Raw genomic sequence first — 25,969 nt, 5'->3', positions numbered from 1 at the left:
TTCCTCTCACTTCATCGTCAGTCGGATCTGTCCGGGGGAAGGTTCTGGGGAGCCGGGCGGCGCGAGCCGCCCGGCTCGGGTCACTCCTTGACGCTGCCGGCGGCCAGACCCGACTGCCAGTAGCGCTGCAGGAGCAGGAAGGCCACGATCAGCGGCAGGATCGTCAGGAGCGAGCCGGCGATGACGAGGTTGAAGATGGCCTCGCCGCCCGCCGTCGTCGCCTGCGCGTTCCACGCGTTCAGGCCCAGGGTCAGCGGGTACCAGTCCGGGTCGCGCAGCATGATCAGCGGCAGGAAGTAGTTGTTCCACGTCGCCACCACGGTGAACAGCAGCACCGTGACGATGCCCGGCGCCATCATCGGCAGGCACACCTGGAAGAAGGTGCGGGCCTCGCTGGCGCCGTCGATCCGGGCGGCCTCCATGATCTCGTCGGGCACGGCGTCGGCCGCGAAGGTCCACATGAGGTAGAGCCCGAACGGCGAGATGAGCGACGGGATGATCACGGACCAGGGCGTGTTGGTCAGGCCGAGGTTGGCGAACATGAGGAACGTGGGCACCGCGAGGGCGGTGCCGGGCACGGCCACGGCGCCGATGACGACGGCGAACACGGCGCGCTTGCCGGGGAAGTTGAACTTGGCCAGGCCGTAGCCGCCGAGCAGGGCCAGCAGCGTGGCACCGCCCGCGCCGACCACCACGTAGAGCAGCGTGTTCAGGAACCAGCGCCCGAAGACGCCGCCGTCGTAGGTCAGGACGCCCTTGATGTTGTCCCACAGGGCGAAGTCGCCGCTGAACCACAGGCCGAACGAGCTGAACAGGTCGGGCTGCGTCTTGGTCGCGTTGATGAGCAGCCACACCAGCGGGATCAGCGCGTACAGGCCGATCAGGGCGGTCAGCACCGTCAGCAGGATGCTGCGCGTGGGCCGGGCGTGCGACGTGCGGCGGTTGTTGCGCAGGCGCGGAGGGGACTTGCGGGGGCGCACGGTGGGCGCGGACATCAGGACGTTCGTCATGGCTCAGGCCTCCTTGCGCATGCCGCGCAGCTGCACCACGTAGGCCACGAGCATCGTGAGCACGCCCATGATGATCGCCACCGTGGCCGAGTAGTTGTACTGCTGGCCGGAGAAGGACAGCGAGTAGGCGTACAGGTTCGGGGTGTAGTGCGTCGAGATGTAGTTGGGCGACAGCGGCTGCAGGATGCTCGGCTCGTTGAAGAGCTGGAACGAGCCGATGATCGAGAAGATCGTCGCGACCACGAGGGCGCCGCGGATCGCGGGCAGCTTGATCGCCGAGATCACCCGCCACGGGCCGGCGCCGTCGATCTCCGCTGCCTCGTACAGGGAGGCGGGGACCACGCGCAGCGCCGAGTAGAAGATCAGCATGTTGTAGCCGACGAACTCCCAGGTCACGATGTTGCCGATCGCCGGCAGCACCAGCGCGGAGGCCAGCGGGTCGGGGATGCTCGTGCCGAGCAGGTCGTTGAGGTTGCCGACCAGGCCGAACCGCTCGCCGTACATGAAGCCCCACATCAGGGCGGCGACGACGCCGGGCACCGCGTACGGCAGGAAGATCGTCAGGCGGAAGAAGTCGCGCCCGTACAGGCGGCCGCTGTCGATCGCGAGGGCGACCAGCAGCGAGATGCCGAGCATCACCGGCACCTGGACCAGCAGGAACAGGGTCACGCGCCCCGCGCCGTCCCAGAACTGGGGGTCGCTGAGCACCCGGGCGTAGTTGTCGAATCCTACGAAGGACGTGCCGCCCACGAGCTGCGTCTGGAACAGGCTCAACCAGAGCGAGTAGACGATCGGCGCGAGGAAGACCAGGGCGAACACGGCCATGAAGGGTCCGACGAACCCCCAGCCGGTCCAGCGGGAGCGGCGTCGTGCCCGCCCCAGGGTCTTGGGCACGGCCGGCGGCGATGCGAGCGTGGTCAAGGGAAGTCGCTCCTTCACGAGTGGGGTCAGCATGTCGTCGTGTTGACGTAAACATGGTGACGCGGACTAGGGTGCTCGTGAGTTGCCGGAGGTGTCAAGCGCACACCGGTGCGAGGCACATCACGAGGAGGTGGATGCCGTGGAGGGCAGAGGTCCGTCCCTGGGCGATGTCGCGGTGCTGGCGGGAGTGTCGACCCAGACCGTGTCCCGGGTGTCGATGGGGCTCGACAACGTGCGTCCCGCGACGCGGGACAAGGTGCTCGCCGCGATGGCGCAGCTCGGCTACGCCCCCAACACCGCGGCCCGGGCGCTGCGGTACGGGAGCTTCCGGACCATCGGCATGATCGCGCACGGGCTCGCCCGGACCGGCGAGTCGCGCACCATCGAGGCGGTGGTCGAGGCGGCGCGCACCGAGGGCTACACGGTCACGCTGATCGACGTCGAGAACCCGTCGTCCGACGTGGTCTCCGCCGCCGCGACCCGGCTCTCCCACCAGGCCATCGACGGTCTGGTGATCGTCCGGGCCGAGACCGTCACGCCCGACCGGCTGGCGCTGCCGTCCCGGCTGCCCGTGGTGGTGTCGGACTCGCGGTTCGTGGGCCACCACCCCGCCGTCGGCGCGGACCAGGTCGACGGCGCCCGGCAGGCCACCGCGCACCTCCTGGACCTGGGGCACCGCACGGTGCACCACGTGCGGGGGCCGGCCGGGTCCGCGCCCGCCCAGCTCCGCGAGGAGTCCTGGCGCGCCACGCTCGTCGCGGCCGGCCGTCCCGTCCCCGCGGTGGTCCCGGGGGACTGGACGGCGGGTTCGGGGTACGACGCCGGACGGCGCCTCGCCGCGGACCCCGAGGTCACCGCGGTGTTCTGCGCCAACGACGAGATGGCCGCGGGTGTGCTCCGCGCGCTGCACGAGGCCGGCCGCGCGGTGCCCGGCGACGTGTCCGTGGTGGGGTTCGACGGCATCCTGCTCGCCGAGTACCTCTGGCCGCCGCTGACGACGGTGGTGCAGGACTTCGGCGAGATCGGCCGGCGCCTGGTGGCCCGGCTGCTGCGCGAGGTCCGGGCCGGCGCGGGGGGTCCCGGCGCCGACGCCGCTGACGGCGCCGCTGATGACGCCGCCGACGACGACGAGGGCTCCGACCTGCACGAGGTGGTCCCGGTGGAGCTCAAGGTCCGCGGGAGCACGGCGCCGCCGCGCGCCTGAGCGGGGCCGTCGGGTGAACGTGGGGGTGACGCTCGGCACGTCCGCCGTCGTCCGGGCCGCCGCGGGGCGGGCGGTCGGGACCGGCCCCGGCGCGCCGGCGTCGTCGGGCCGCGTGCGCCTGGCCTGGGACGCTGTCCCAGGCGGACGGTATACGGTCACCTCTGGGTCGGTGTGACCGTTCCGGGATCGTTACCCGGGGCCCTTGCCGGACACGTCTCCGGCACCGAACATTCACCCCGAAACCCGTAGGATCGGCTCGATGGCGCAATCAGACGGCAGGGGTGTTACCCGAGTGGAGTCACAAACGACAGGGGCTCTGCTCGACCCGTCGACCCGTCCGACCTGGCGCAGCTCCGTCGTCGCCGCCGTCATCGCCGTGCTGGTCTTCGCGCTCTGCATCTGGCAGGTCGTCGTCCGCGGACCGTTCATCGCCTGGGACTGGCAGTTCCACTACTACGTGGACTCCCACCACCCCGTGGGCTGGGAGAAGATGTTTCTCGACATCGTCGCGAGCATCACGGGCGAGCGCATGTTCACCATCCCGATGGTGGGCGGCACCGCCCTGTACGTCGCACGCAAGCAGGGCGGTCCGGGCTCGCTCTGGGAGATCTGCACGCGCCGCCCGGTGCTCGCCGTGCTGGCGGGCCTCGCGACCATCGCGCTGATCGGCTACGGCACCAAGTTCGGCCTGGGACGCACCGGCCCGCACCACAACATGGACGTGCTGCACGCGGGCGGCCAGGCGTTCCCGTCGGGGCACGCGGCGAACACGTTCTTCACCGGCTTCTTCATCCTGTGCCTGCTGTTCACCCAGAACGGCCTGTACCCGAGCGTGTCCCGGCTGCGCAAGATGATCCCCGTGGTGGCCGTGATCGTGATGATCGCGGGCGCCCTCATGTCCTGGCTGGACTACCACTGGCTGAGCGACATCCCGGGCGGCTGGCTGCTCGGGTTCATCGCCTGCATGGTGGCGCTCTCCGTGCTGCGCGCCCCGCGCCGGGAACGAGAACCCGCGCCCGCGCCGCCGGGTACGCCTCCGGCCTAGCGCCGCGCCTGCGCGGCCGGGCGGCTCAGCGCCGCTTCAGCGCGTCCTCGACGATCTCCCCGACGACGCCGCGCACCGCGGCGCGGTCCGCCGGCACCAGCCCGATCCGGGTCCGGCGGTCCAGCACGTCGTCCGCGTCGAGCGCGCCCTCGTGGGTGACCGCCCACTCGATCTCGGCGCGCGTGACGTCCAGGTGCCCGGCGCCCGCGATGCCCTGCCCGACGGCGTCCGCCGCGCCCGGCAGCGTGGCGGCGGCCAGCACGTCGGGGGCCTCGGCGCCGTACCGGGCGACGAGGGCGGGGGCGAGGGGCGGGGCCCCGGCCGTCACGGCCTGCACGCCCGCCGGAGCCCCGACCGGCAGCGCCCGCGGCGGGGCCCCGACCAGCGGCAGGTCGGCCGTCCAGCACGGCCCGGCGGTGAGCCCGGCGTGCTTGACCGCCAGGTCGACGGCGTCCTCCGCCATGGTCCGGTAGGTCGTCAGCTTGCCGCCCAGCACGTTCACCGCACCGGTCGACGGCGACACCTCGACCAGGTGCCTGCGGGAGATGTCCGCGGAACCGGGCAGCCCCGCGCCGTCGCCCGGCCCGGCCCGGTCCACCAGGGGACGCAGTCCCGCGAAGGCGCCCACGACGTCGTCGGGCAGCAGGGGGCGCTCCAGCACGCGCGAGACCGTGGCCAGCAGGAAGTCGATCTCGGGCCGCGTGGGTTCGGGGACGTCAGGGACGGGGCCGGGCGCCTCCTCGTCCGTGATGCCGATGATCACGCGCTCGAGCTGGGCCGGCAGCGCGAACACGAACCGGGAGGTGGATCCGGGCACCGGCACCATGAGCGCGCCCGCGGGGTCGCCCAGCCGCGCGGCGGGCACCACGACGTGCGTGCCGCGGCTCGGGCGCAGGCGCACCGACGGGTCCACGGTCCCGGCCCACACGCCTGTCGCGTTCACGACGACGCGGGCGTGCGCCGTCAGAGTGGCGCCGGTGAGGGTGTCCTGGAGCGTGGCGCCTTCGGCACGCAGGTCGGTGGCCCGGACGCGCGTCAGGATCTTCGCCCCGCGCCCCGCCGCGGTGCGCGCCAGCGCGACGACCAGCCGCGCGTCGTCGACGAGCTGGCCGTCGTGCGCCACCCACGCCCCGTGCAGGTGCTCGCGGGCGACCGCCGGCACGAGCCGGGCGGCCTCGCCCGGCCGGGCCAGGCGCGGCGCGGGCAGCACGTCGGACGACGTCCCGGCGTCGCGCCGCAGCAGGTCGCCCAGCCCGAACCCGATGCCCGCCGTGATGCCCTGCCGCGGCCCCACGCCCTGGGTGAGCGGCAGCACCTGCGGCAGCGCCCGGACCAGGTGCGGAGCGGTGCGCGTCATCAGCACGTGCCGCTCGCGCGCGCTCTCGCGGGCCACGCCGACGTCGCCCGTGGCCAGGTACCGCAGGCCGCCGTGCGCCAGCTTCGAGCTCCACCGGGAGGTGCCCCACGCCAGGTCGTGCGCCTCGACGAGGGCGACGGACAGGCCGCGCGCCGCGGCGTCCAGCGCCACGCCGGCGCCGGTCACGCCCCCGCCGACCACGAGCAGGTCGACCGGCTCCGAGGCGAGCTCGTCGAGCTCGCGCTCGCGGCGCCGGGCGGTGAGGGCGGTGCGCTGCATCGGTCTGCTCCCGGTTCGGGTCGGGTTCTGGGGTGGCGGACGTCGGTGCGCGCGTCCGGGTCAGGGGCGGAGGTAGCCGTCCAGGGAGTGCGCGAGCTCGGCCCGCAGGGCGGCGTCGTCGATCACGGTGGTGACGGTCCGGTGCGAGAGCACCGCGGACTGGGAGATGAGCAGCACCATGACCGCCATGTCAGTGGCGGACCCGGCGCGGACCGTGCCGCCCTGCTGGGCCGCGGCGACCGCGGCGGCAAGCCACTCGAGGATCACGCGCTGCGACCGGCCTATCCGCTCGAAGGCGTACCGCGTGAAGACCTCGGGCTCCTCGGTCAGGAGGTGCCCGTACACGGGGTCGGTCCGGAGCAGGTCGCCGAACCGCACCACCTTGTCGACGATCGTCGCCCGGTCGGCGGCCCGCGGGCCGACGGCGGTGATCACGAGCTGGGCGCGGTGCGCGAGCAGGGCGCGCAGCACGTCGTCGGCGGACTCCCAGCGGCGGTAGACCGTGGGTCGCGAGACGCCGGCCGCGCGGGCGAGCTCCGTGACGGACAGGCCGCGGGTGCCGCGCGTGGCGACGAGCCCGGCGGCGGCCTCCAGCAGGCGCGCCTCGGTGCGGTCGGGGGCGGCGTCGGGCCCGGGGTCGCCGAACGCGTCGGGTGCCGGCGAGATCCCCTCCGAGGGTGCATTACGAATTGTCATCTTGTGTAACACTGTAACGCGACGCCGGATGGTGGCCAACACCAGCCGCCGTCGACCACGACATGGCCGTCGACCCGACCCGGAGGACGCGTGAGCACACAGCCCGACGACGAGCGCATCGACATGCGGTGGGACGGCTGGGGCGACCCGGCCCGCGCGCACGGACTCCCGGGCGGCGTGAAGCTCCTGCTCACGGCCGTGCTCGGCCGCACGCCCGCGCCGCCGCCCGGCCCGGACCTCGCCGACGTCACGATCAGCACCCCGCCCCTGCCCGCCGACGACGTGGCGGCGCTCGCCGCCGTCGTCGGTGCCGAGCACGTGGACACCGGCCACGACGTGCGGCTGCTGCACGCCGGCGGCAAGTCCACGCCGGACCTGCTGCGCCGCCGGCACGCGGAGCAGGCGGCGCCGGGCGCCGTCGTGCGGCCGGGCTCGGAGGACGACGTCGCCGCCGTGCTGGCGGTCGCGGCCGAGCGTGGCCTCGCCGTCGTGCCCTTCGGCGGCGGCACCGCCGTGACCGGCGGCCTGGCCCCGGACGCCGGTCCGCACCGGGGTGTGGTCAGCCTCGACCTGCGCCGGCTCACCGGCCTGGTCGCCCTGGACGACGTCTCCCACGAGGCGACCTTCCACGCGGGGACGACGGCGCCCGCCGCCGAGGCCGCGCTGGCCGGGCGGGGCTTCGAGCTGGGGCACTTCCCGCAGAGCTTCGAGTTCGCGACCCTCGGCGGGTTCGCCGCCATGCGGTCGTCGGGCCAGAACTCCGCCGGGTACGGGCGGTTCGACGCCATGGTGACCGGCCTGCGGGTCGTCACGCCCACGGGCACGCTCGACCTCGGCCGGGCGCCCGGCTCGGCGGCCGGCCCCGACCTGGTGCGCTGGTTCCTGGGCTCGGAGGGCGTGTTCGGCGTGATCACGCAGGTGCGCCTGCGGGTGCACCCCACGCCCGAGGCGCGGCTGTTCGACGCCTGGACCTTCCGCGACTTCGCCGCGGGCGCCGACGGCCTGCGCCGCGTGGCGCAGCTCGGCACGGGCCCCACCGTGATCCGGCTGTCCGACGAGGAGGAGACGGCCGTGTCCCTCGCCCAGGTCGGCAACATCGGCAAGGCGCTGACCCGGGGCTGCTCCGCCGTCGTCGTGCACGAGGGGCCCGCGGACCTGGCCGCCGCGCGCCGGGAGGCGACCACGCGCGTGCTGCGCGAGGCGGGCGGGCGGCCCGCCGCCGAGAAGCTGGCCGCGTCCTGGGACCACGGTCGTTTCAAGGCGCCGTACCTGCGCGACGCGCTGCTCGCCGCCGGCGTCTTCTGCGAGACGCTGGAGACCGCCACCACCTGGTCGAACCTGGCCACGCTCAAGGCGGCCGTCACCGCGGCGCTGGCCGACGGGTTCGACCGGGAGGGTGCGAAGCACCGCATCCTGTGCCACATCTCGCACGTGTACCCGACCGGCGCGTCCCTCTACTTCACGGTGATCGCAGGGCTGGGCATCGACCCGCTGGAGCCGTGGGACCGGGTCAAGTCCGGCGTGAACGACGCGATCATGGCCGCGGGCGGCACCATCAGCCACCACCACGGCGTCGGCGCCGACCACGCGCCCTGGCTGGAGCAGGAGATCGGCGCGACGGGCTTGCGCATGCTGCGGGCGATGCGGGCCGAGCTCGACCCGGCCGGGATCATGAACCCGGGCGCCCTGCTCGGAGACACCCTCGGGTAGGTTGCGGCCATGACTGAGCAGGTCGGGCACATCGCGGTGCTCGTCAACCCCGCCTCGGGCCACGGCGTCGGGGCGGACAGCGGGCACGTCGCCGTCGAGCGCCTGCGGGCCCGGGGCGCCCACGTCAAGGTCTACCAGGGCGCGGACGAGCGCGAGACCGTCGCGCTCGGGCGGCAGGCGGTCGCCGAGCGGCCCGACGTCGTCGTCGTGGTGGGCGGCGACGGCACGGTCTCGTCGGTGCTGGGGCCCGTGCTCGCCGCGGGTATCCCGCTGGCCGTGATCCCCGGCGGCACGGGCAACGACCTCGCGCGCGAGCACGGCATCCCGCTGGACGACGCCGCGGCCGCCGCCGACCTCGTGCTCGACGGCGCGCGCCGCCAGGTCGACACGGGCACCGTCACGGCCGCCGACGGCACGGTGCGGCACTTCGTCACCGTGCTGTGCGCGGGCCTCGACTCGCGCACCAACGAGCGCACCAACCGCATGACGTGGCCGCGCGGGCCGGCGCGGTACCTCGCCGCCGTCTACCTCGAATGGCTGCGGCTGCGGCGGTTCGGGTACCGGCTGGAGCTGACGGGGGAGGCTGCGGCTGGTGCGGCGGGGTCTGGTGCGGCGGGGTCTGGTGCGGCCGGGCCTGCTGTGACTGAGCCAGCCGGGACGGGGCCGGCCGGGACGGAGCCGGCAGTGGCACCGGCGTCGGGCCTGCGCGTGCTGGAGCAGGACGGGTACATGCTCGCGATCGGCCTGACCAGGACCTACGGCGGCGGCGTGCCGATCTGCCCCGGCGCGGACCCGGCCGACGGCCTGCTCGACGTCACGCTCGTCCAGGCGATGGGCCGGTTCCGGCTGCTCGCGTTCGACGCGCTCATCAAGGCCGGCACGCACGTCGAGCGGCCGGAGGTCACGACGCTGCGGGTGTCCGCCGTCCGCCTGGCGGCCCCGGCCGGCCTGGTCACGTACGCGGACGGCGAGCCGATGGGCCCGGTCCCGGTGACGGTCGAGGCCCGGCGCCGGTCCCTGACCCTCTGCGTCCCGGCCTGACGCCCGGGGGCGGCTGCCCCCATCCCCTTTGAGGCCCGGCTTTCTTCTCTTTTAGCCGCCTCAAAGCGAAGAAACCCGGGCCTCAAAGAGGATGCCGGACGGCGAAGGATGCGGACGGCGGGGTCTCGCGCGGGTCAGACCCCCGCGAGGTCTCCCGCCACCAGGCTCAGCTCGCGGCGGGCGTGCGGCGGCACCACCTCGCCCGGGATGCTCAGCCCGACGGCCCACGACGTGTCGTCCCCCACGCGGCGGGGGACGAGGTAGGCGGCGCAGGCGATGTCGTTGCGGAACTCCCCGTGCTCCTCGACGACGGCGTCGGGGCGCAGGCGGGCGAGCTGGGCGTCGAGCGCTGTCATGTCGGCCGCGGTCCGCGGCGTGAACTTGCGCATCCCGGCGTCGACCACGAGCTCGTGGCGCTCGCGGCGGGACATGCCGAGCAGCAACGCCTTGCCGAGCGCGGTGGCGTGCGCCGAGACGTCGAGCCCGCGCTCCAGGTCCTCGATGTACGGGGAGCCGGGGGCCTCCGCGTAGTCGACGACGACCACCCGGCCCGCGCTGATGCGGCCCAGGTACGCGCTGTAGCCGCTGCTCTGCGCGAGGTGGCGCAGCACCTCGCGCGTGTCGGGGCCGCGGCCGAGCGAGCCGAGCTGCTCGTAGAACCGGTGGCTCACCTGCTCGCCGACGTCGTAGGTGCCGTCCTTGAGCCGGGTGACGTACCCCTCGTAGGCCAGCGTGCGCACGAGGTGGTAAGTGGTGGAGAGGTTGAGGCCGCTGCGGCGGGCGATCGCCTTGACGGGCAGGCCCGGAAAGCGGGTGACCACCTCGAGGACGCGGAAGGCGCGAGCGACGCTCTGCACAAGGTCGTCGGGACGCTCCCGCTCGGAGTTGAGTGTCACGTGTCCCCCTTGCTCGCCGGAGTGGGCCGACGGTACCTGTGTGACGGTGCCTTTTCGACAGTGCGTTGTCGAGGGTGAACGTGGTCTGACAGGTCTCGACAGGGTGGTGCGAGGGTGCGACAGTTTGTCTGCCCTCGCAGACATGTTAGCCACGGGTGTGGCCGAGGTCACGGTACAAAACAGCAAGACGGGTGGGTTCACCCTGGGCGATCGAGGACGACTGCACAGATACGGTGAATCAATGAAAATACACGAACTGGGTGATATCCGACAAGTCCCCCCGAGGCCGCCGGACCGTCCGCGCGGGCCGGAGCCGTCCCGCGAGAGGCCCGCGACTGTGCTCGACGACCTGAGCGACACCACCCAGGACCGGCCCTGGCGGGGCACGCGGCCGCTCCGGCTCGACGCCGTCCCGCACCTGCGGCCGCTGGTCGAGGCGTCGGGGCTGGCCGACCCGCGCGAGCTCTACGACGAGCTCGGGGCGCAGTGGGGCGAGGTGGCCCCGGTCGAGCTCGAGCCCGGGGTGCCCGCGTGGCTCGTCATGGGGCAGCGGCTCGTGTACGACATCATGCGCAACGAGCACGTGTTCGCCACCGACCCGCAGCTCTGGAACGGGCACGCGCGCGGCGGTCTGCCGCGGACGTCGGGCCTGCGCCCCGTGCTCACGTCGCACCAGCGCTTCTCCGCCAACCACGCCGACGGCGCGCTGCGGCAGCGCTTGCGCGTCCCCCTCGACGACGCGTTCGAGCAGCTCTCCGAGCCGCTCACGGCGGCGAAGGTGCGGTCCTTCTGCAACCTGCTCATCGACCGCTTCGAGGACCGCGGCCGCGCCGACCTGATGCTGGAGTACGCGTCGGTGATCCCGCTCCTCGTGGTCGCCGACATGATCGGTTTCGACCCGGAGGACGGGCAGCGCCTGTTCGACCTGACGCGCCGGATGGCCGCGGGCGGCACCGACGCCGCCGACGCCGTGCACGAGCTGGACCGGATGCTCGGCGACCTCGTGGCGGTGCGCCGGGAGCACCCGCGGCGCGACCTGGCAAGCTCGCTGGCCGCCCATCCGAACATGCGGGACGACGTCGAGGTCACCCACACCCTGCTCACCGTGGCCTACTCGGGCAACCTGACGCTGACCGCCTGGGTGGCGCAGACCCTGCTGCTGACGCTCGCGGACGCGCGGTTCTCGGGGCGGCTGCACGGCGGCCGCATCGACCTGGACAGCGCGATGGACGAGGTGCTGTGGCGGTCCACGCCGACAATCCACAGCCTGCCCCGGTTCGCCCGGCAGGACGTGGTGCTGGACGACAAGCTCGTCGCGGCGGGTGACCCGCTCGTCCTCGCGATCCACGCGGCGAACACGGACCCGCGGATGGACACGGGCGACCCGTGGGACCACGTCGGCAGCCGGGCCCACGTCTCCTTCGGCACCGGCCCGCACGCCTGCCCGGCGCCCCGCACGGCGCGCGTGATCGCGAAGATCGCCGTCGAGACGGTGCTGCGCCGGCTGGAGGTCGTGCTGCGGATCCCCGCCGCCGACGTCGCGTGGGAACGGTCGCTGTGGATCCGCCAGCCGGTGAGCATCCCGGTCACCTTCCCGGTGCACGCCGACCCGGCCGCGCCCGTCGAGCAGGCCGGCCCGGCCGGGTAGGCATAGCCCGGCCGGGCAGGCATAGCACGCGACCCCTTTGCAGGTGGTAGTGCCCGGGCGAGGGGTCCCGGAGGTAGGTTGCGCCTGTGAGCAAGGAGGGTCACATGCGCATCGGCATACCGGACGACGGCGGGCCGCTCGTGCCCGCCACCCCCGCGACCACCGGCCGGCTGGTCGGCCTCGGCTACGAGGTCGCCGTGGCGGCGGGAGCGGGCGCGGGGGCGGGCTTCCCCGACGCCGCCTACGCGGCCGCGGGAGCCGCCGTCGTGCCCGACGGCGAGGCGTGGGCCGCCGACGTCGTGGCGGTCACGCGCGCGCCCGACGACCTCGGCGCGCCCGGCCCGGCGGCGCTGCGGCCCGGGGCGGTGCTGATCGCCCAGGTCGCGCCCGCCGCCCGGCCGGACCTGGTGCGGACGCTCGCGGCCCGCGGCGTCACCGCCCTGGCGCTCGACGCCGTGCCGCGCATCTCCCGCGCGCAGTCGCTCGACGTGCTCAGCGCGCTGTCGAACGTCGCGGGGTACCGGGCCGTGGTCGAGGCCGCCGCCGAGTTCGGCGGCATGTTCTCCGGCCAGGTCACGGCGGCGGGCACCACGCCGCCCGCGAACGTCTTCGTCATCGGCGCCGGCGTGGCCGGGCTCGCGGCCATCGGCGCGGCGGGCAGCCTCGGCGCGCAGGTGCGCGCCTTCGACGTGCGGCCCGAGGTGGCGGAGCAGATCGAGTCCATGGGCGCCACGGTGGTCCGGGCCGACGACGCCGCGCAGCAGGTCAGCGCCGACGGGTACGCCCAGGCCCTGACCGCCGGCCAGGAGGCGGCAGCCCTCCGCGCGTACGCCGTCGAGACGGCCGCGGCCGACATCGTCGTCACCACGGCCCTCGTGCGCGGGACCGCCCCCACCACGATCACCGCCGAGATGGTCGCGTGCATGCGGCCCGGCAGCGTGGTCGTCGACCTCGCCGCGCCCGGCGGCGGCAACTGCGAGCTGACCGTGCCGGGCGAGCGCGTGGTCAGCGACAACGGCGTCGTCGTGCTCGGGTACACGGACCTGCCCGACCGCATGCCGCGGCACACCTCGGAGCTGCTCGGCACGGCCGTCGCCAACCTGGTCCAGCTCGGCACCCCGGAACGGGACGGCCGCCTCGCGCTCGACCCGGACGACGTCGTCGTGCGCGGGATGACCGTCGCCGCCGGCGGCGAGGTGCTGTGGCCGCCGCCCCCGGTGGCCGTGTCGGCGCCCGCCGCGCCCGCGCCGTCGGGCGAGGAGCCGGGCGAGCCGCGCGAGCCTGCCGGGACCCCGGCCCGGGCGGCCGGCGGAGCCCGGGCGGCCGGCGGGACCCGCCCCGCGCCGTCGTCCGCGCGCTGGGTGCTCGTCGCCCTCGGTGCCGTGCTGGCGACGCTGGCCGTGGCGGCCTCCCCGCCGGACCAGGCGGCCCACTTCACCGTGCTGGCGCTGGCCGTGGTGGTCGGGTTCTACGTGATCTCGCACGTCAGCCACGCCCTGCACACCCCGCTCATGTCCCAGACCAACGCGATCTCCGGGATCATCCTGGTGGGCGGGATGCTCCAGATCGGCTCGGCGGACCCGGTGGTGACCACGCTCGCCGTGCTGGCCTCGGCGGTCGCGAGCATCAACATCTTCGGCGGGTTCCTGGTGACCCACCGCATGCTCGGCATGTTCCACCACAGCCCGGGCGAGGGGGAGGGCCGATGAGCGTCGAGTCGGTGGTGCAGGCGGTGTACCTGGTGGCGGCAGTCCTGTTCGTGCTGTCGCTGGCCGGCCTGTCGAAGCAGGAGACGGCGCGGCGCGGCGTGCTGCTCGGCATGACCGGGATGGGGCTCGCGCTGGTGGCGACGATCGCGCTGGCCCTGGACCGGTCCGAGCGGCCGGTGGGCGTGACGGCCGGACTGATCCTGCTCGTCCTCCTGGTGGGCGCGGCGGTCGGCACCTGGCGGGCGCGGACCGTCGAGATGACTCAGATGCCCGAGCTCATCGCGCTGCTGCACTCGTTCGTCGGCGCGGCGGCCGTGCTGGTGGGCTTCGGCTCCTACCTGACCGATCCCGGGACGGGCGGGGCGGGCGCGACCGTGCACCTCGTCGAGGTGTTCCTGGGCGTGCTGATCGGCGCCGTGACGTTCACGGGCTCCGTGGTGGCCTTCGGCAAGCTGTCGGCCCGGCTCCGCTCGTCGCCCCTGCTGCTTCCGGGCCGCAACTGGCTCAACCTCGCCGCCCTCGTGGCCTGCGCGGGGCTGCTCTGGTGGTTCCTCACGGCGGAGGAGTCCGGGCTGGTGCCGCTGCTCCTCATGACCCTGGTCGCCCTGGCCCTCGGCTGGCACCTGGTCGCGGCGATCGGCGGCGGCGACATGCCCGTCGTCGTCTCGATGCTCAACTCCTACTCGGGCTGGGCGGCCGCAGCGGCGGGCTTCATGCTGGGCAACGACCTGCTCATCATCACGGGCGCGCTCGTCGGGTCCTCGGGTGCGATCCTCAGCTACCTCATGTGCCGCGCGATGAACCGGTCGTTCGTCAGCGTGATCCTGGGCGGGTTCGGCGCGGAGACCGGCGTCGTCGCGCAGGGCGCCCCGGCCGAGCAGGGCACCTACCGGGAGACGACGGCGCTGGAGGTCGCCGACCGCCTGACCGCCGCCCGGTCGGTGATCGTGGTGCCCGGCTACGGCATGGCCGTGGCGAAGGCCCAGTACCCGGTCGCGGACCTCGTCGCCCGGCTCACGGCGCGCGGCACCACCGTGCGGTTCGGCATCCACCCCGTGGCCGGCCGGCTGCCGGGCCACATGAACGTGCTGCTCGCCGAGGCGAAGGTGCCCTACGACCAGGTGCTCGGCATGGACGAGATCAACGACGACTTCGCCGCGACCGACGTCGTGCTCGTGATCGGCGCCAACGACACGGTGAACCCGGCCGCCCAGGACGACCCGGGCTCGCCCATCGCGGGCATGCCGGTGCTGGAGGTGTGGCAGGCTCGGGAGGTGGTGGTCTTCAAGCGGTCGATGGCCACGGGCTACGCGGGTGTGCAGAACCCGTTGTTCTTCCGCGAGAACACCGCCATGCTGTTCGGGGACGCGAAGGACCAGGTGGAGCTGATCGTCCAGGCCCTCTGACGGCGTCGGGGGTCTGGTCCGGCCCGGCCTGGCCTGGGCCTTTTGCATTCTGGTGGTCATGTGTGGGTGAATTGAGGGTGACGCGCTCACACCGCGCGGTAACGAGTTGGTATAAAGGGGCGCGCCAGGAAAGTCCGGCGCAGTCCCTCAGTGCGGAGGCCGAGTGTTGACACGCTCTCTCGTGACCGGAACGGCCGCGATCGTGGGGTTCCTGGTGCTTGTGGCGACCACCGAGCTCTTCTGGTTCGGGCCGCCGTCCGGCGCGCACAACGCCGGCGAGATCTTCGCCTCCGTGGGCGGGGCCGCCCTCACCGTCCTCACCTGGGCGGTCGTCGGCTGGTCCGTCGCCCGGATCGCCCGCGCCCTGCGCCTGGCCCGCATCTCCGTGCTCGTCGGCATGTTGGCCCCGGTCGGCGCGATCGTCGCCTTCACCCTCTCGGTCGACCTGGACGCGTGGTCCACCGGCTTCGGCGTGCTGGCGTTCGCGGCGGCGTCCGCCGGCGTGCTGGTGACGATCCGCCGCCGCAAGGCGGCGCGTCCCACCGCGATCCCCGGGTCGAAGGGGCACCCTCCGGTGCGGATGGCCGCGTGAGCGACGCGCCGGTCGCCGTGGTCGGCCCGGGCGCGATCGGCGGTCTCATGGCCGCCCTCATGCAGCGCGCGGGGCACGACGTCACGGTCGTCGCGCGCGAGCGGACCGCCGCGCACATCGCCGAGCACGGGCTCGACGTGGTCTCCGACATGTTCGGGTCGTGGCACGCGCCGCTGGCGGCGTCCACCACGGTGCCGCGCGGTGCGCGCGTGCTGGTCGCGGTCAAGGCGGACGGCGTCGCCACCGCGGCGGACCTGCTGCGCGCCGCGGACCCGGTCGAGGTGATCGCTCTGCTCAACGGCGTCGAGCACATGGTGCCGCTGCGCGCGGCGGCCCCCGGGGCGGCAGTGTTCGGCGCGACCATCGCGGGCCAGACGCGGCGCACCCCCGCCGAGGGCCCCGGCCCGGCGACCGTCACGCACTCCTTCGACCTGCTGACGATCGTGGTGCCCGACGCCGCCGCCGACCTCGGCCTGACCGCCGCCCTGCGGGACACCGGGGCCGTGCTGCAGACCGGCGGCACCGAGACCGAGGTGCTCTGGAAGAAGCTGCGGTTCCTCGCCGCCCTGTCCCTGCTGACCTCCACGTGGAAGACCGGGATCGCCGACGCCCTGGACCGCGACCCGGCGCTCACCGCCGGGCTCCTGGACGAGATCGCCGCCGTCGCCTCCGCCGAGGGCGTGCCCACCACGGGTGCGGACCTGCGCGGGTTGCTGGCCGGGATGCCGCCGCTGACCGTCGGCTCGCTGGAGGCCGACCTGTCGGCGGGGCGGCCGGGCGAGCTCGATCCGATCGGCGGTGCGATCCTGCGCGCGGGTGCGCGGCACGGCATCGTGATGCCGGTGCTCACCGCGACGGTCGACAAGCTGGCGGCGTCGGTCGGCCGCTAGGCGACACCGATGTGCCGGGCCGCCGTCCGCCCCCTTTTGTGAGACCCGGCCGCCGTCCGCCCCCTTTGGCGAGAATCCGGCCGCCGTCCTCCCCTTTGAGGCCCGGGGTGTTTTTGGTTTTTTTTCCCCCCAACAAAAAAAACCCGGCCCCCAAAAAGGAGAAGACCAACAGGCAAAGAAGATCGGTCGCCCGCCGGCCCGGCGACCGGCCTCAACGGGGTCACCAGAACCGGACCGGCAGCCGGTGCCGCGCGTACACGCTCTCGACCGCCGCGCGCACCTGGGCGGGCGTGCCCAGCCGCTCGTCGTCCAGCCCGAGCACCGCCAGCGTCGCGATGCCGTTGTGCTCGGACCACCAGGAGTCCAGGCCGCCGCGCATCTGGCGCAGCCGGCCGCGCGTCAGACCCTGCGTCACGCCCCGCATGAGCACGCTGGAGGCGGGCGTGCCGAGCGGCGCGGCGAACGCCGTCGGCAGGCGGCCCAGGTTGGAGGCCAGGCACAGCGGCGCGGTGCCGTCGCGCGCCGCCCGCTTGGCGACGGCGTCGGGCACCATCTGCATGAGCGGCTTGAGCGGGCCCAGGGTGTCCACCCGCGTGCCGGAGGTCAGGGCCGCGAACTCGGCCTTGGAGCGGGCCCGGATCTGGCCCATGTCCGCCACCACGCCGGCCCGCTCGGGCGCGGGCGTCACGGTGGTGTCCACCGCGATGGACACCCCGGACGTCGCGTTGGACCGCAGGTCGCCCGGCTGCCGCAGGCTCACGGGCAGCGACACGCGCACCGGCATGCCCGCCCGCGCGGCGCCCGCGGCGAGCAGGATCTCCGTGCACACCGCGATGAGCAGGCTGTTCGCCGTGCCACCCGCGGCGTGGGCCGCGCGGTGCCAGGTGGAGGCGTCCGTGTCCACGACGACGATCGGCGGATGGGCGGGCTCGGCGTCGTCGGGCCGCGGGGCGGGCCGGGGCCGGTCCGCGGACTGCTGCGCCATCAGCGGCGGCACCGGGCCCTGCCGCGCCATCCGGCGCAGGCCGCCCACGGCGGCGCGCGCCTGGTCCGTCGCGTCGCGCAGGTCGGCCACGAGTCCGGTGCGGATCCGCTCGCCCTCCTTGGGCAGGCGGCGTCCGTCGGACGACGGCGCGCCCTCGGCGTACCCGCCCGCGAAGGCGCCTCGGGCCGCCGCGGCGGCGACGGCGGCCTCCACGGCACCCACGTGCATCCCGCCGTCGGCCACCACGTGCGAGGTGACGAGGCTGAGCAGGCTCCCGCCGCTCGTCGTCGGCGCGGCGGACAGCGCCCAGGTCGGGCCGCGCTCCGGGTCCAGGCTCACCTGGGCCTGCTCGTCCGCCCAGGCGAGCACGTAGGCCTCGGGCACCGGCGCGGACCCGATGAGCAGGTCCGGCAGCCTGGTGGACGCCGACCAGCGGGCGCGGGCGCCCGGGAGGCGGCCGGGCCGCACCACGCGCTGCAGGGGGCCTTCGGCCAGGCCGCGGTGCAGGGCGCGCAGCGCGTCGACGTCCAGCGGCGCCGGCAGCCGCCAGACGGTCTGGTTGACCACGGCCACGCCGAGCACCCGGCGCGTGCGCAGGAACAGGTCGTCGTCGTAGGTCAGGCGGTTGCTCGCGGCGGGGGAGGCTGCGGTCGGCGGAATGGCCGGCCGGGTGGCCGGCGGGAGGTTCGGCGGGATGGCGGGTGGGCTGGTCACAGGGCTGGTCACTGGTTCTCCGGTGCCGGGCGGGCGGGTGGTCGGCGGGCGTGTAGGTTGCGCGCGTGCGTCATGTCATGGCCCTGGTGGGCAGTCGAGGAGATGTCCAGCCGGCCCTCGCGGTCGCCCTGGAGCTGCGCCGGCGCGGGCACGAGGTGGTCACCGGCGTGGCGCCGAACCTCGTGCCGCTGGCCGCGCGGCTGGGCCTGGACCCGGTGCCGCTGGGCATCGACTCGGCGGCGCTGCTGGGGTCCGACCTGGTGCGGCGCGACATGCGGTCCGCGCACCCGGTGCGCCGGGTGCGGGCGCTGCGCGCCGTGGCGTCGGCCGGCTGGGACGAGCTCCGGACCGGGCTCGTGGCGCTGCTCGACGACGTCGGCGGCGCGGACACCGTGGTGACCGGCCTGCTGGGCCAGGAGGTGGCCGCAGCGGTCGCCGAGCGGCGCGGCCTGGCCATGGCGGCACTGCACTACTGCCCGGTGCGGGCCAACGGCGTGGTGTCGCCGGTGAGCGGCGTACGCGGCCCGGGCGCGACGCGTGCCGTCTGGGCGCTGGGGGAGCGGGTGCGCTGGGGCCTGACCCGCCGGGCGGAGAACGCCCAGCGCGCCGAGCTCGGGCTCGGCGCCACGCGAGTGCACCTGCCCACCCGCCTGCGCGACGCCGGGGCCGTGGAGATCCAGGCCTACGACCCGGCGCTCGCCCCGGGACTGGTCGGCGAGTGGGGGCCGCGCCGCCCGCTGACGGGCTTCCTCGCCCTGGACGACGACGCCCGCGCGCGCCTCGGGGAGGCCGGCGCCGGGTCGGACGCGGGGCTCGACGGAGGACTCGGCCTCGACGGCAGCCTCGACGGCGGCCTCGACGCCGGGCTCGACTCCTGGCTGGGCGACGGCGAGCCGCCCGTCTACGTGGGCTTCGGCTCCATGCCCGTGGCGGACCCGGCCGCGCTGCTCGCCGCCGTCGACGCCGCGTGCGCCGACCTCGGCGTGCGGGCGCTGGTCAGCGCGGGCTGGAACGACTTCTCGGGGGCGGCAGGCACCAGCGGCCCGGGCGACACCAGCGGCCCGGGCGACGCGGCGGGGCCCGACGCGAAGCGCGTGCGCGTCGTCGGCGCCGTCGACCACGCGGCGGTGCTGCCCCGCTGCCGCGCGGCCGTGCACCACGGCGGTGCCGGGACGACGGCGGCGGCGCTGCGCGCGGGCCTGCCCGCCGTCGTCGGCTGGTACTCCGCCGACCAGCCGATGTGGGGCGACCTGCTGCGCGGCGCGGGGGTCGGCGTGGCCCGCCGCGCGAGCACTCTGACGCAGCCCGGCGTGCTCGCCGGAGCGCTGGCCGAGGTGCTCGACGAGGCCACCGCGGCCCGGGCCGCGGCGCTCGGGGCGCGGCTCGTGCCCCCGGGCGAGGCGGTCGCGGCGGCGGCAGACGCCATCGCCGGCACCCAGCGACGTCAAGCCTGAGCCGGCACACCAACCCCGCCCACTCACCACGGGGCCGCCGGCAGCTTCCAGGCCTCGGCCTCGGCCAGCACCAGGCGGCGCAGCGTGTCGGCGTCGGCGACGCGGTCGGGGTCGAGGGCGGCGACGCTGAGCGTCGTCGTGCGGCCCGCCGTGGTGCAGAACGCGACCAGCCCGCCGCCGGCGGCGCGCAGCTCGGCGGCCGACGCACCCTGGTAGTGCGACAGGGTGGCGACGGCGCGGACCGGGCCGCCCGCCGCCTGCGTGTAGCCCTCGGGCGGGCGGCCCAGGTTGGACGCCAGCGCGGCCGCGACCGGCGGCTGCGGCAGGCGGCCGACCAGGGTGTCCGGCAGCATCTGCACCAGCTCGAGCGGCACCGGGGCCACCCCGGGCTCCGCCTGCCCGATGGCGGTGTACGCCTCCTTGGCGGCCGCCCGGACCCAGCCGAGGTCGCGGTGGGCCAGTACGTCGGCCGGGATGGTGACGCGCGCGATCTTGGTCGAGTTCGCCCGGGGGTCGTCGGCGCCGCGGGTCGACACGGGCAGCGCCACGGGCACGGGCTCGCCCGGGAACCGGCCCGTGGCGTGCACCAGGCGGGCGAGGAACGCGACGAACCAGGTGTTGGGCGTGCCGCCGTGCGCGGCGGCGGCCTGGGTCACCTGGTCGGCGGGGAGCTCGACGTGCAGCACGGGCACGCGCCAGCCGGCGTCGGCGGCGTGGTCGGCTGGCTCGGCGGCCGGGCCTGCCGCGACCGGCACCCCGGCGGAGCCGGCGGCCGCGGGCGCGTCCGGCGGGGGCGGCACGGGCTCGTGCCGCGTGCCCGGCGCCTCGGCGGCCTCGATCTGCGGGGCGGCCTCCTGCGCGGCAGCCTGCGCCTTCGCCCGGGCCTTGTCCCGGGCCCAGCGTGCGACGGCGGCGGCCTGCGCCGCGGCGTCGGCGGCGTCCGCGAGCAGCGCGCGCCGGCCGCGCTCGGGTGCCGGGACGACGATCGGCTCGGCGTGCGTCGCGGCGCGCACCACGGCGTCGATCAGGGCCGCGCCGTCGGCCACGGCGTGCGCGCAGGTGAGCGAGACGACCGACCCGGCTACGGTCCCGGCGCCGCCGGCGCCCGGGCGGCCTGCGACGTCCGCGGCGGAGATCCGCCAGGAGAGGCCCTTCGCGGGGTCGAGCGGCACGTCCGCCTCGGCCTGCGCCCAGGCGCCGATGCCGCCCTCGGGCACGGGCGCCGTCTGCAGGTCCAGCACCGGCAGGGTGCCCGCGGGCGCCCAGCGGTGCCGCGCGCCGGGCACGCGGGCGCGCACCACGCGCCGGTGCAGGGACCCGGCGGCGAGGCGTTCGGCCAGGTCACGCAGGCGATCGGCGTCGAAGGGGCCGTCGAGGCGCCACAGCACCTGGTTCACGGCGGGGCTCGCGCCGCCGTCGTGCCGGCGCAGGAACATGTCGTCGGCGAACTGCAGGCGCAGTGCGGGTGGCGGGTCCGTCACGCTCGTCTCTCCGGTCGGTTCGCGGTCCCGGAGGGGACCGTGGGCTTCAGCAGACCGACCATACCGGGCATTACGGGGGGACTAACTTTCACCCGGCGAATCCGGTATAAAGGTCGCCGCAAGGGGACCGCGGAACTCGTCCGACGTCGTGCTGGCCGTGCCCACAGACCGATCGAGGGACCCGACCGCATGGAATACACCGAGCTTTCGGCCTACGACCTGCCCGCCGGGGTCGTGACGTCCTGGACGCCGCGGGCCGACGCCGGGCGCTGGCAGCAGGACCCGCGCGACCTCTCGCCGGGGCACGAGGCGCACCTGCGCGACTCCGAGCCGGGCTCCTGGATCGGCTCGGTGCTGCGGGTCCCCGGGCCCTACGAGCCCGAGCCGCTGCGCCGCGCGATCCACGCCTGGCTGAGCCGCCACGAGGTGCTTCGCACCACAGTGACCCGCGACGCCGGCGCGGGCTGGCGGCGCGTCACGGCCCCGGCCGAGGCCGTCGCCGTCCGCGACCTCGTGGTCGGCCGCCTGACCGCCGCGCAGGTCACGGTCCTGCTGCCCAGCCTGCTCGCCGACGTCTCGCCGACCGCCTGGCCGCACTGCGTCCTGGCCAGCGTCGTGCCGGACCAGCCGGCGGCCGGTTCGGGCCCTGACGGCTTCGTGCTCGCGTTCGGCGCCGACCACTCGGTCATGGACGCCTACTCGCAGCTCCTGTGGTTCGAGGAGATCGTCTCGCTGTACGACGCCGCCCGCCGGGGCGTGCCGGACGCCGAGCTGCGCGCGCTGGAGGTGGGCTCGCACGTGGACTTCTCCGCCGAGGACCGCAAGCTCGCGATGACGCTCGCCGCCGACGGCGAGCCCGTGCACCGCTGGCTCGACTTCCTCGGGCCGGACGCCACGTTCCCGCGCTACGGCGCCGAGGGCGTCACGCACCCGGCCGCCGACGCCGCCGAGGCCGCCCGGCCGCAGGCCTCCCGGTCCGCGTGGCTCGCCACCGCCGACCAGACCGACGACCTCAGCGCCCGCAGCCGGGCCCGCGGCGCGTCCGCCCAGTCCGGCGTGCTGGCCACCTTCGCGCACGCCGCCCGACGGGTGCACGGGATCGACCGGCTCCGGTTCGTGCTGCCCATGCACACCCGGTACGCGCCGCAGCACGCCGCCGCCGTCGGCTGGTACGTGGGCCTGTGCCCCGTCGATCTCGACCTGGACGGCGTGGACCCCGTGCTGCGTGAGGTCGACGCCGGCGGGGCCGGCGCGGGCCGCGCGGGTCGGACCGACGCGCGCCGGGTGATCGACGGCGCCGCGCTGACCGCCGCCGTCGAGCGGGTGCACGCCGCGGTCGCGGCGGGCAAGCCCCTGGTGCGGTACTCGTTCGCGCGCATCGCCGAGCTGGGCGGCATCACCGACGGACCGCACCTCGCCGTCTCCTACGTGGACACACGGTTCGTGCCCGGGGCCGAGCGCTGGAGCGCCTGGGACGCCCGCACCCTGCGCAGCCCCGCGTACGGCACCGACGAGCTCTACCTGTGGTTCTTGCGTACCCACGACGGCCTCAACGTCTCCACCCGCTACCCCGACACCCCGGAGGCGCACGCCGCCATGGACGCCCTGATCGAGGAGCTCCGCGCCTGCTTCCGGGCCTTCGGCACCGCCGGCCTGAGCGAGGCGGTCGCATGATCCTCGGCGCCCTGGGCACCTGGTCCCCGCGCGCCGGGCAGGTGGTGCACGTGCGGCCCACGGCGGCGGCGCTCGCCGCGGCCCGGCAGGCGCCGGTGGACCCCGGACCGCCGTCGTTCCTGCAGGGCGACCACCTGCGCGCCTTCGCGGCGCGCCGGGCGTCCGGCGGCCGGCACCGCGCCTGGACCGGTACCGCGTCCCGCCTCGACGGGCCGTTCGACGGCGCCGCCCTGGCCCGGGCCCTGACCCGGTTCGTGCGGCGGCACGAGGGCTTGCGCACCTGGTTCGACGTCGACGCCTGCGCCGAGGGCGGCCCCGCGGTGCGGCACCTGGTCCCGGCGGACGCCGTCGACTTCGCGCCCGTGGACGTGCCCGCCCTCTCGCCCGTGCCCGGCCTCGGGTGGGACGAGTGGGTGACCGGGCACCTGAACGCGACCTTCGACGCCGCGTGCCTCCCCGACTCCTGGGCCCCGTTCGCGCTCGGCGCCGTGGCGACCGACGACGGGTTCGGGCTGTTCTGGGGCTGCGACCACGCGTTCACGGACGGCGGGTCCCAGCTCATGGTGCTGAGCGAGATCGAGGAGCTGTACGGGCGGGAGCTCGCGGCCGCTGGGGACGACGGCGGCGCGGCCGACAGCGGGCCGGACGGCGGCGGGCCGGACGGCGGCCCGGACCCCGCTCCCGCCGAACCCCCGACCACCGCCGGGTCCTTCCTGGACCACGCCCGGGCCGAGCACGAGCTCGCCGCGGCGACCCCGGCGGACGCGCCGCAGATCCGCGCCTGGTCCGACACCGTGACCGCGCACGGCGGCCGCCTGCCGCAGTTCGCGCTGGACCTCGGCCTGCCGCCGGGCGAGACCGCCCCCGTCAAGATCCGCTCCGCGACTCTGCTCGACGCCGCCGGCCTCGCGCACATCGACGCGCTCGCCGCCGCGCACGGCGCCCGGTTCACCGGCGCGGTGTTCGCCGGGATCGCGCTCACGGACGCCCGGCTGACCGGCGCGGCCGACTGGTTCGGCGTCACCGTGGTCGGCACGCGCGGCCCCGGTTTCGAGACCACGCAGGGCTGGCTGTGCAACTTCGCGCCGGTCACGTTCCCTGTGTCCGACGCAGCCCCGGTGCCCGACGCCGGCCCGGTGCCCGACGGCGGCGGCCCGGCGTCGTTCGCCGCCGTCCTGCCCGCCGCCGACGCTGCGTTCCGCCAGGCCCGGAAGGTGGCGGAGGTGCCGGTGCACGCCGCGCTCGGCGTCATGCTGGCCGGCGGTGTGCTCGACCCGGCCTCCCTCGGCAGCCCGCAGCTCATCAGCTACCTCGACCTGCGGCGGTTCCCCGGCGTCGGGCGCCCCGCCTACGACAACGGCCTGCACTTCACGGGGGAGGGTCGCACCGCGAACGCGTCGCTGTGGGTCAACCGCGACCACGAGCGGCTGTACGTCGTCACGCAGACCCCGGACACCCCCGCGGCGCAGGCCGCCGTGGACCGCTACCTCGCGGAGCTGACGGCGACGTTCGCGGCTGCGGTCGCCGAGGCGGCCGCGGGTGCCGTCGCCCAGGCTGCCGTCGCCGAGGCCACCGCGACGTCCGCCGCCGAGAGCGACACCGGCGTCGCCACGGGTGCCGACGTGCGGGACGCGCGGCTGGAGGCGACCGGTGCGGGTTCTCTCGGCTGACCTCTGGGAGCCGGCCCCCGGCCGGGTCCTCACCTGGGACGTCACGCCCGGTGCCGGGCGCCGTCCGGCCGCGGCGGCGCCGACCTACAACCAGCGCAACCACCTCCTCGGGGCCGGGTCCGGCGAGCCGAGCGTGTGGATCACCGCCGCGTTCGACGTCGACGGGCCGATCGATCCCGGGGCGCTGGAGGCCAGCTTCCGCGACCTCGTGGCCGACCATCCGGGCCTGCGGGTCGAGGCGGTCCGCCGTCCCGCGCCCGAGCAGGTGGGCCTCGTGCGGCACGACCCGGACGACCTGGTCTGGCGGCGGCACGACGGCCCGGTCACCCACACGGTCGCGGAGACCCGCGAGCACCTGGTCGCCGAGCTCACCCGGCGCTGCGCGCCGTTCGGCTACCCCGCGTTCCTGCCCGCCGCGATCAGCCGCCCGGACCGCTCGACGATCGTGCTCGGGATGGACCACCTGCACACCGACGCGTGGTCCACCACCGTCGTGATCGACGAGCTGGCCGCCCGGTACGCCGAGCGCACAGGGGACAGGTCCCACGTCGGCGGGACCGGCCGGACCGCCGGCCCGGGCCGAGCGGCGGGACTGCCCGCCGTCGCCGCGACCGCGATCGTCGCCGACCCGGTCTCGGCGGATCCAACGGGTCCGGCGTCCGGCAAAGTCACCGGCCCGCCGCCCGTCGGCGCCGACGACCCACGCCTCGCGACCTGGCACGGCTTCCTCCGGGACCGCGGCTGGGCGCTGCCGACGTTCCCGCTGCCGCTCGGCGTGCCCGACGGCGAGCGGGTCGCGCAGCGCACCGTCGTGCGCCCGCTCGCCGACGCCGCGACCGCGGACGCCGTCGCGGCGCGCGCCCGGGCGGCCGGAGCGTCGACGTCGGCGGCCGTGCTGGTCACGCTGGCCCGGGCGGTCGCGGACCTGGGCGGCCCCGCCGTCCTGGAGACCCTGCTGCCGGTGCACACCCGCGACGACGCGGCGGCCCGCGGCGCCGTCGGCTGGCACACGACCACGGTGCCGCTGCGGATCGACTCCGGCGCCGGGCACACGCTCGCGGGGAACCGGGCCTGGGCCGTTCCCGCCGGTGCCGCCGTCCGGCCCGCCGTGCCCGACACCGCCCTGGCCGCGACCGGCAAGGCCCTGCGTGCCGCGCGCGAGCTGGCCGCCGTGCCGCTGGAGCAGGTGGTGACGTCGCTGCCCCAGCCGCTGCGGTTCCCGCGGACGGACATCTTCCAGGTGTCGTACCTGGACTACCGCCGCCTGCCGGGGCACGCCGCGGCCGCCGGACGGCGGGCGCACCACGTGTCGGCCGCCACCCGCGCCGACGACCTCCAGGTCTGGGTCTCCCGCTCGGACGACGGCATCGCCGTCCGCGCCCGCATGCCCCGCACCCCGACGGCGACAGCGACGGTCGACGCCGTGCTGGACCGCTGGTCGGAGCTGCTGAGCCCCCACCCACCCACCCACAAAAGCTGAGTGCTGGGTGTTTTTTTCTTTTGAACCGGTTTCCACCCCCACCCCCCCCAGCCCCCACTCTCTGGAAGATCGGGTGGGGAAGTAGCTCCGGGGGGAGATCGCCAGCC

At 75.5% G+C, this 25,969-nt stretch carries 20 protein-coding genes; 13 read left to right on the top strand and 7 right to left on the bottom strand.

Annotation, left to right across the window (positions count from 1 at the left end):
- Positions 1-80: 80 nt before the first annotated feature.
- On the bottom strand, positions 81-1,010 hold the full coding sequence (locus tag ACFV9Q_RS21050; RefSeq protein WP_377231436.1) for a carbohydrate ABC transporter permease: 930 nt from the start codon (positions 1,008-1,010) through the stop codon (positions 81-83).
- 3 nt (positions 1,011-1,013) lie between these two features.
- Entirely contained in the window at positions 1,014-1,964 is a 951-nt protein-coding gene (locus tag ACFV9Q_RS21045) for a carbohydrate ABC transporter permease (RefSeq protein WP_377236014.1), read from the bottom strand.
- Between the two features lie 97 nt (positions 1,965-2,061).
- On the opposite strand from ACFV9Q_RS21045, the gene ACFV9Q_RS21040 reads away from it, so the two are divergent.
- Entirely contained in the window at positions 2,062-3,135 is a 1,074-nt protein-coding gene (locus ACFV9Q_RS21040) for a LacI family DNA-binding transcriptional regulator (RefSeq protein WP_377236013.1), read from the top strand.
- 292 nt (positions 3,136-3,427) lie between these two features.
- A complete protein-coding gene (locus tag ACFV9Q_RS21035; protein ID WP_377236012.1) occupies positions 3,428-4,180 on the top strand; it encodes a phosphatase PAP2 family protein in 753 nt (250 codons plus the stop codon).
- 25 nt (positions 4,181-4,205) lie between these two features.
- On the opposite strand, the gene ACFV9Q_RS21030 is transcribed toward ACFV9Q_RS21035, so the two are convergent.
- On the bottom strand, positions 4,206-5,816 hold the full coding sequence (locus ACFV9Q_RS21030; RefSeq protein ID WP_377236011.1) for a glycerol-3-phosphate dehydrogenase/oxidase: 1,611 nt from the start codon (positions 5,814-5,816) through the stop codon (positions 4,206-4,208).
- 60 nt (positions 5,817-5,876) lie between these two features.
- A complete protein-coding gene (locus ACFV9Q_RS21025; RefSeq protein ID WP_377236010.1) occupies positions 5,877-6,512 on the bottom strand; it encodes a TetR/AcrR family transcriptional regulator in 636 nt (211 codons plus the stop codon).
- A 90-nt stretch (positions 6,513-6,602) separates the two neighbouring features.
- Between ACFV9Q_RS21025 and ACFV9Q_RS21020 the strand changes: the two genes are divergently transcribed.
- On the top strand, positions 6,603-8,222 hold the full coding sequence (locus ACFV9Q_RS21020) for an FAD-binding oxidoreductase (protein WP_377236009.1): 1,620 nt from the start codon (positions 6,603-6,605) through the stop codon (positions 8,220-8,222).
- 9 nt (positions 8,223-8,231) lie between these two features.
- On the top strand, positions 8,232-9,263 hold the full coding sequence (locus tag ACFV9Q_RS21015) for a diacylglycerol kinase family protein (RefSeq protein WP_377236008.1): 1,032 nt from the start codon (positions 8,232-8,234) through the stop codon (positions 9,261-9,263).
- A gap of 134 nt (positions 9,264-9,397) precedes the next feature.
- On the opposite strand, the gene ACFV9Q_RS21010 is transcribed toward ACFV9Q_RS21015, so the two are convergent.
- Entirely contained in the window at positions 9,398-10,159 is a 762-nt protein-coding gene (locus ACFV9Q_RS21010; protein ID WP_377230525.1) for an IclR family transcriptional regulator, read from the bottom strand.
- A 337-nt stretch (positions 10,160-10,496) separates the two neighbouring features.
- Between ACFV9Q_RS21010 and ACFV9Q_RS21005 the strand changes: the two genes are divergently transcribed.
- The 5 genes from ACFV9Q_RS21005 to ACFV9Q_RS20985 all read left to right on the top strand — a co-directional run bounded on the left by ACFV9Q_RS21005 (position 10,497) and on the right by ACFV9Q_RS20985 (position 16,404).
- Entirely contained in the window at positions 10,497-11,807 is a 1,311-nt protein-coding gene (locus ACFV9Q_RS21005) for a cytochrome P450 (protein ID WP_377236007.1), read from the top strand.
- Positions 11,808-11,911: 104 nt separating this feature from the next.
- A complete protein-coding gene (locus tag ACFV9Q_RS21000; protein ID WP_377236006.1) occupies positions 11,912-13,516 on the top strand; it encodes a Re/Si-specific NAD(P)(+) transhydrogenase subunit alpha in 1,605 nt (534 codons plus the stop codon).
- Positions 13,513-14,922, top strand: coding sequence for a Re/Si-specific NAD(P)(+) transhydrogenase subunit beta (pntB, locus tag ACFV9Q_RS20995; RefSeq protein WP_377236005.1), 1,410 nt, complete (start codon positions 13,513-13,515; stop codon positions 14,920-14,922). The genes ACFV9Q_RS21000 and pntB overlap by 4 nt, the downstream gene beginning before the upstream one ends.
- A gap of 181 nt (positions 14,923-15,103) precedes the next feature.
- On the top strand, positions 15,104-15,514 hold the full coding sequence (locus tag ACFV9Q_RS20990; protein WP_377236004.1) for a hypothetical protein: 411 nt from the start codon (positions 15,104-15,106) through the stop codon (positions 15,512-15,514).
- The gene (locus tag ACFV9Q_RS20985; RefSeq protein WP_377236003.1) at positions 15,511-16,404 is read left to right on the top strand and encodes a ketopantoate reductase family protein; all 894 of its coding nucleotides are present in this window, start codon (positions 15,511-15,513) and stop codon (positions 16,402-16,404) included. The genes ACFV9Q_RS20990 and ACFV9Q_RS20985 overlap by 4 nt, the downstream gene beginning before the upstream one ends.
- 220 nt (positions 16,405-16,624) lie before the next feature.
- On the opposite strand, the gene ACFV9Q_RS20980 is transcribed toward ACFV9Q_RS20985, so the two are convergent.
- Entirely contained in the window at positions 16,625-18,115 is a 1,491-nt protein-coding gene (locus ACFV9Q_RS20980; protein ID WP_377236002.1) for a hypothetical protein, read from the bottom strand.
- Between the two features lie 53 nt (positions 18,116-18,168).
- Between ACFV9Q_RS20980 and ACFV9Q_RS20975 the strand changes: the two genes are divergently transcribed.
- Complete coding sequence (locus tag ACFV9Q_RS20975) at positions 18,169-19,557, top strand: glycosyltransferase (protein WP_377236001.1); 1,389 nt, start codon at positions 18,169-18,171, stop codon at positions 19,555-19,557.
- 23 nt (positions 19,558-19,580) lie between these two features.
- Here ACFV9Q_RS20975 and ACFV9Q_RS20970 read toward each other — a convergent pair whose 3' ends face one another.
- On the bottom strand, positions 19,581-21,038 hold the full coding sequence (locus tag ACFV9Q_RS20970) for a hypothetical protein (protein WP_377236000.1): 1,458 nt from the start codon (positions 21,036-21,038) through the stop codon (positions 19,581-19,583).
- Between the two features lie 189 nt (positions 21,039-21,227).
- On the opposite strand from ACFV9Q_RS20970, the gene ACFV9Q_RS20965 reads away from it, so the two are divergent.
- From ACFV9Q_RS20965 to ACFV9Q_RS20955, 3 genes are read left to right on the top strand one after another with little or no spacing between them, the layout of a single operon-like run.
- Complete coding sequence (locus ACFV9Q_RS20965; protein WP_377235999.1) at positions 21,228-22,712, top strand: hypothetical protein; 1,485 nt, start codon at positions 21,228-21,230, stop codon at positions 22,710-22,712.
- Positions 22,709-24,382 (top strand): hypothetical protein, encoded by a 1,674-nt coding sequence (locus ACFV9Q_RS20960; RefSeq protein ID WP_377235998.1) that lies wholly within the window; start codon positions 22,709-22,711, stop codon positions 24,380-24,382. Before ACFV9Q_RS20965 ends, ACFV9Q_RS20960 begins: the two co-directional genes overlap by 4 nt.
- Complete coding sequence (locus ACFV9Q_RS20955) at positions 24,363-25,862, top strand: hypothetical protein (RefSeq protein WP_377235997.1); 1,500 nt, start codon at positions 24,363-24,365, stop codon at positions 25,860-25,862. The genes ACFV9Q_RS20960 and ACFV9Q_RS20955 overlap by 20 nt, the downstream gene beginning before the upstream one ends.
- The last annotated feature ends 107 nt before the right edge of the window (positions 25,863-25,969 follow it).

The organism is Promicromonospora sp. NPDC059942 (genome assembly GCF_042731755.1).
Taxonomy (GTDB): domain Bacteria; phylum Actinomycetota; class Actinomycetes; order Actinomycetales; family Cellulomonadaceae; genus Promicromonospora.
The sequence above is the reverse complement of the archived record's forward strand: the minus strand, read 5'-3'. Positions and strand labels throughout refer to the sequence as shown.

Coding starts and splice junctions, on each gene's coding strand:
- ACFV9Q_RS21015 (WP_377236008.1), top strand. CDS start 8,232: ATGACTGAGCAGGTCGGGCACATCGCGGTGCTCGTCAACCCCGCCTCG.
- ACFV9Q_RS21050 (WP_377231436.1), bottom strand. CDS start 1,010: ATGACGAACGTCCTGATGTCCGCGCCCACCGTGCGCCCCCGCAAGTCC.
- ACFV9Q_RS21000 (WP_377236006.1), top strand. CDS start 11,912: ATGCGCATCGGCATACCGGACGACGGCGGGCCGCTCGTGCCCGCCACC.
- ACFV9Q_RS21030 (WP_377236011.1), bottom strand. CDS start 5,816: ATGCAGCGCACCGCCCTCACCGCCCGGCGCCGCGAGCGCGAGCTCGAC.
- ACFV9Q_RS20965 (WP_377235999.1), top strand. CDS start 21,228: ATGGAATACACCGAGCTTTCGGCCTACGACCTGCCCGCCGGGGTCGTG.
- ACFV9Q_RS21045 (WP_377236014.1), bottom strand. CDS start 1,964: ATGCTGACCCCACTCGTGAAGGAGCGACTTCCCTTGACCACGCTCGCA.
- ACFV9Q_RS21025 (WP_377236010.1), bottom strand. CDS start 6,512: ATGACAATTCGTAATGCACCCTCGGAGGGGATCTCGCCGGCACCCGAC.
- ACFV9Q_RS20960 (WP_377235998.1), top strand. CDS start 22,709: ATGATCCTCGGCGCCCTGGGCACCTGGTCCCCGCGCGCCGGGCAGGTG.
- pntB (WP_377236005.1), top strand. CDS start 13,513: ATGAGCGTCGAGTCGGTGGTGCAGGCGGTGTACCTGGTGGCGGCAGTC.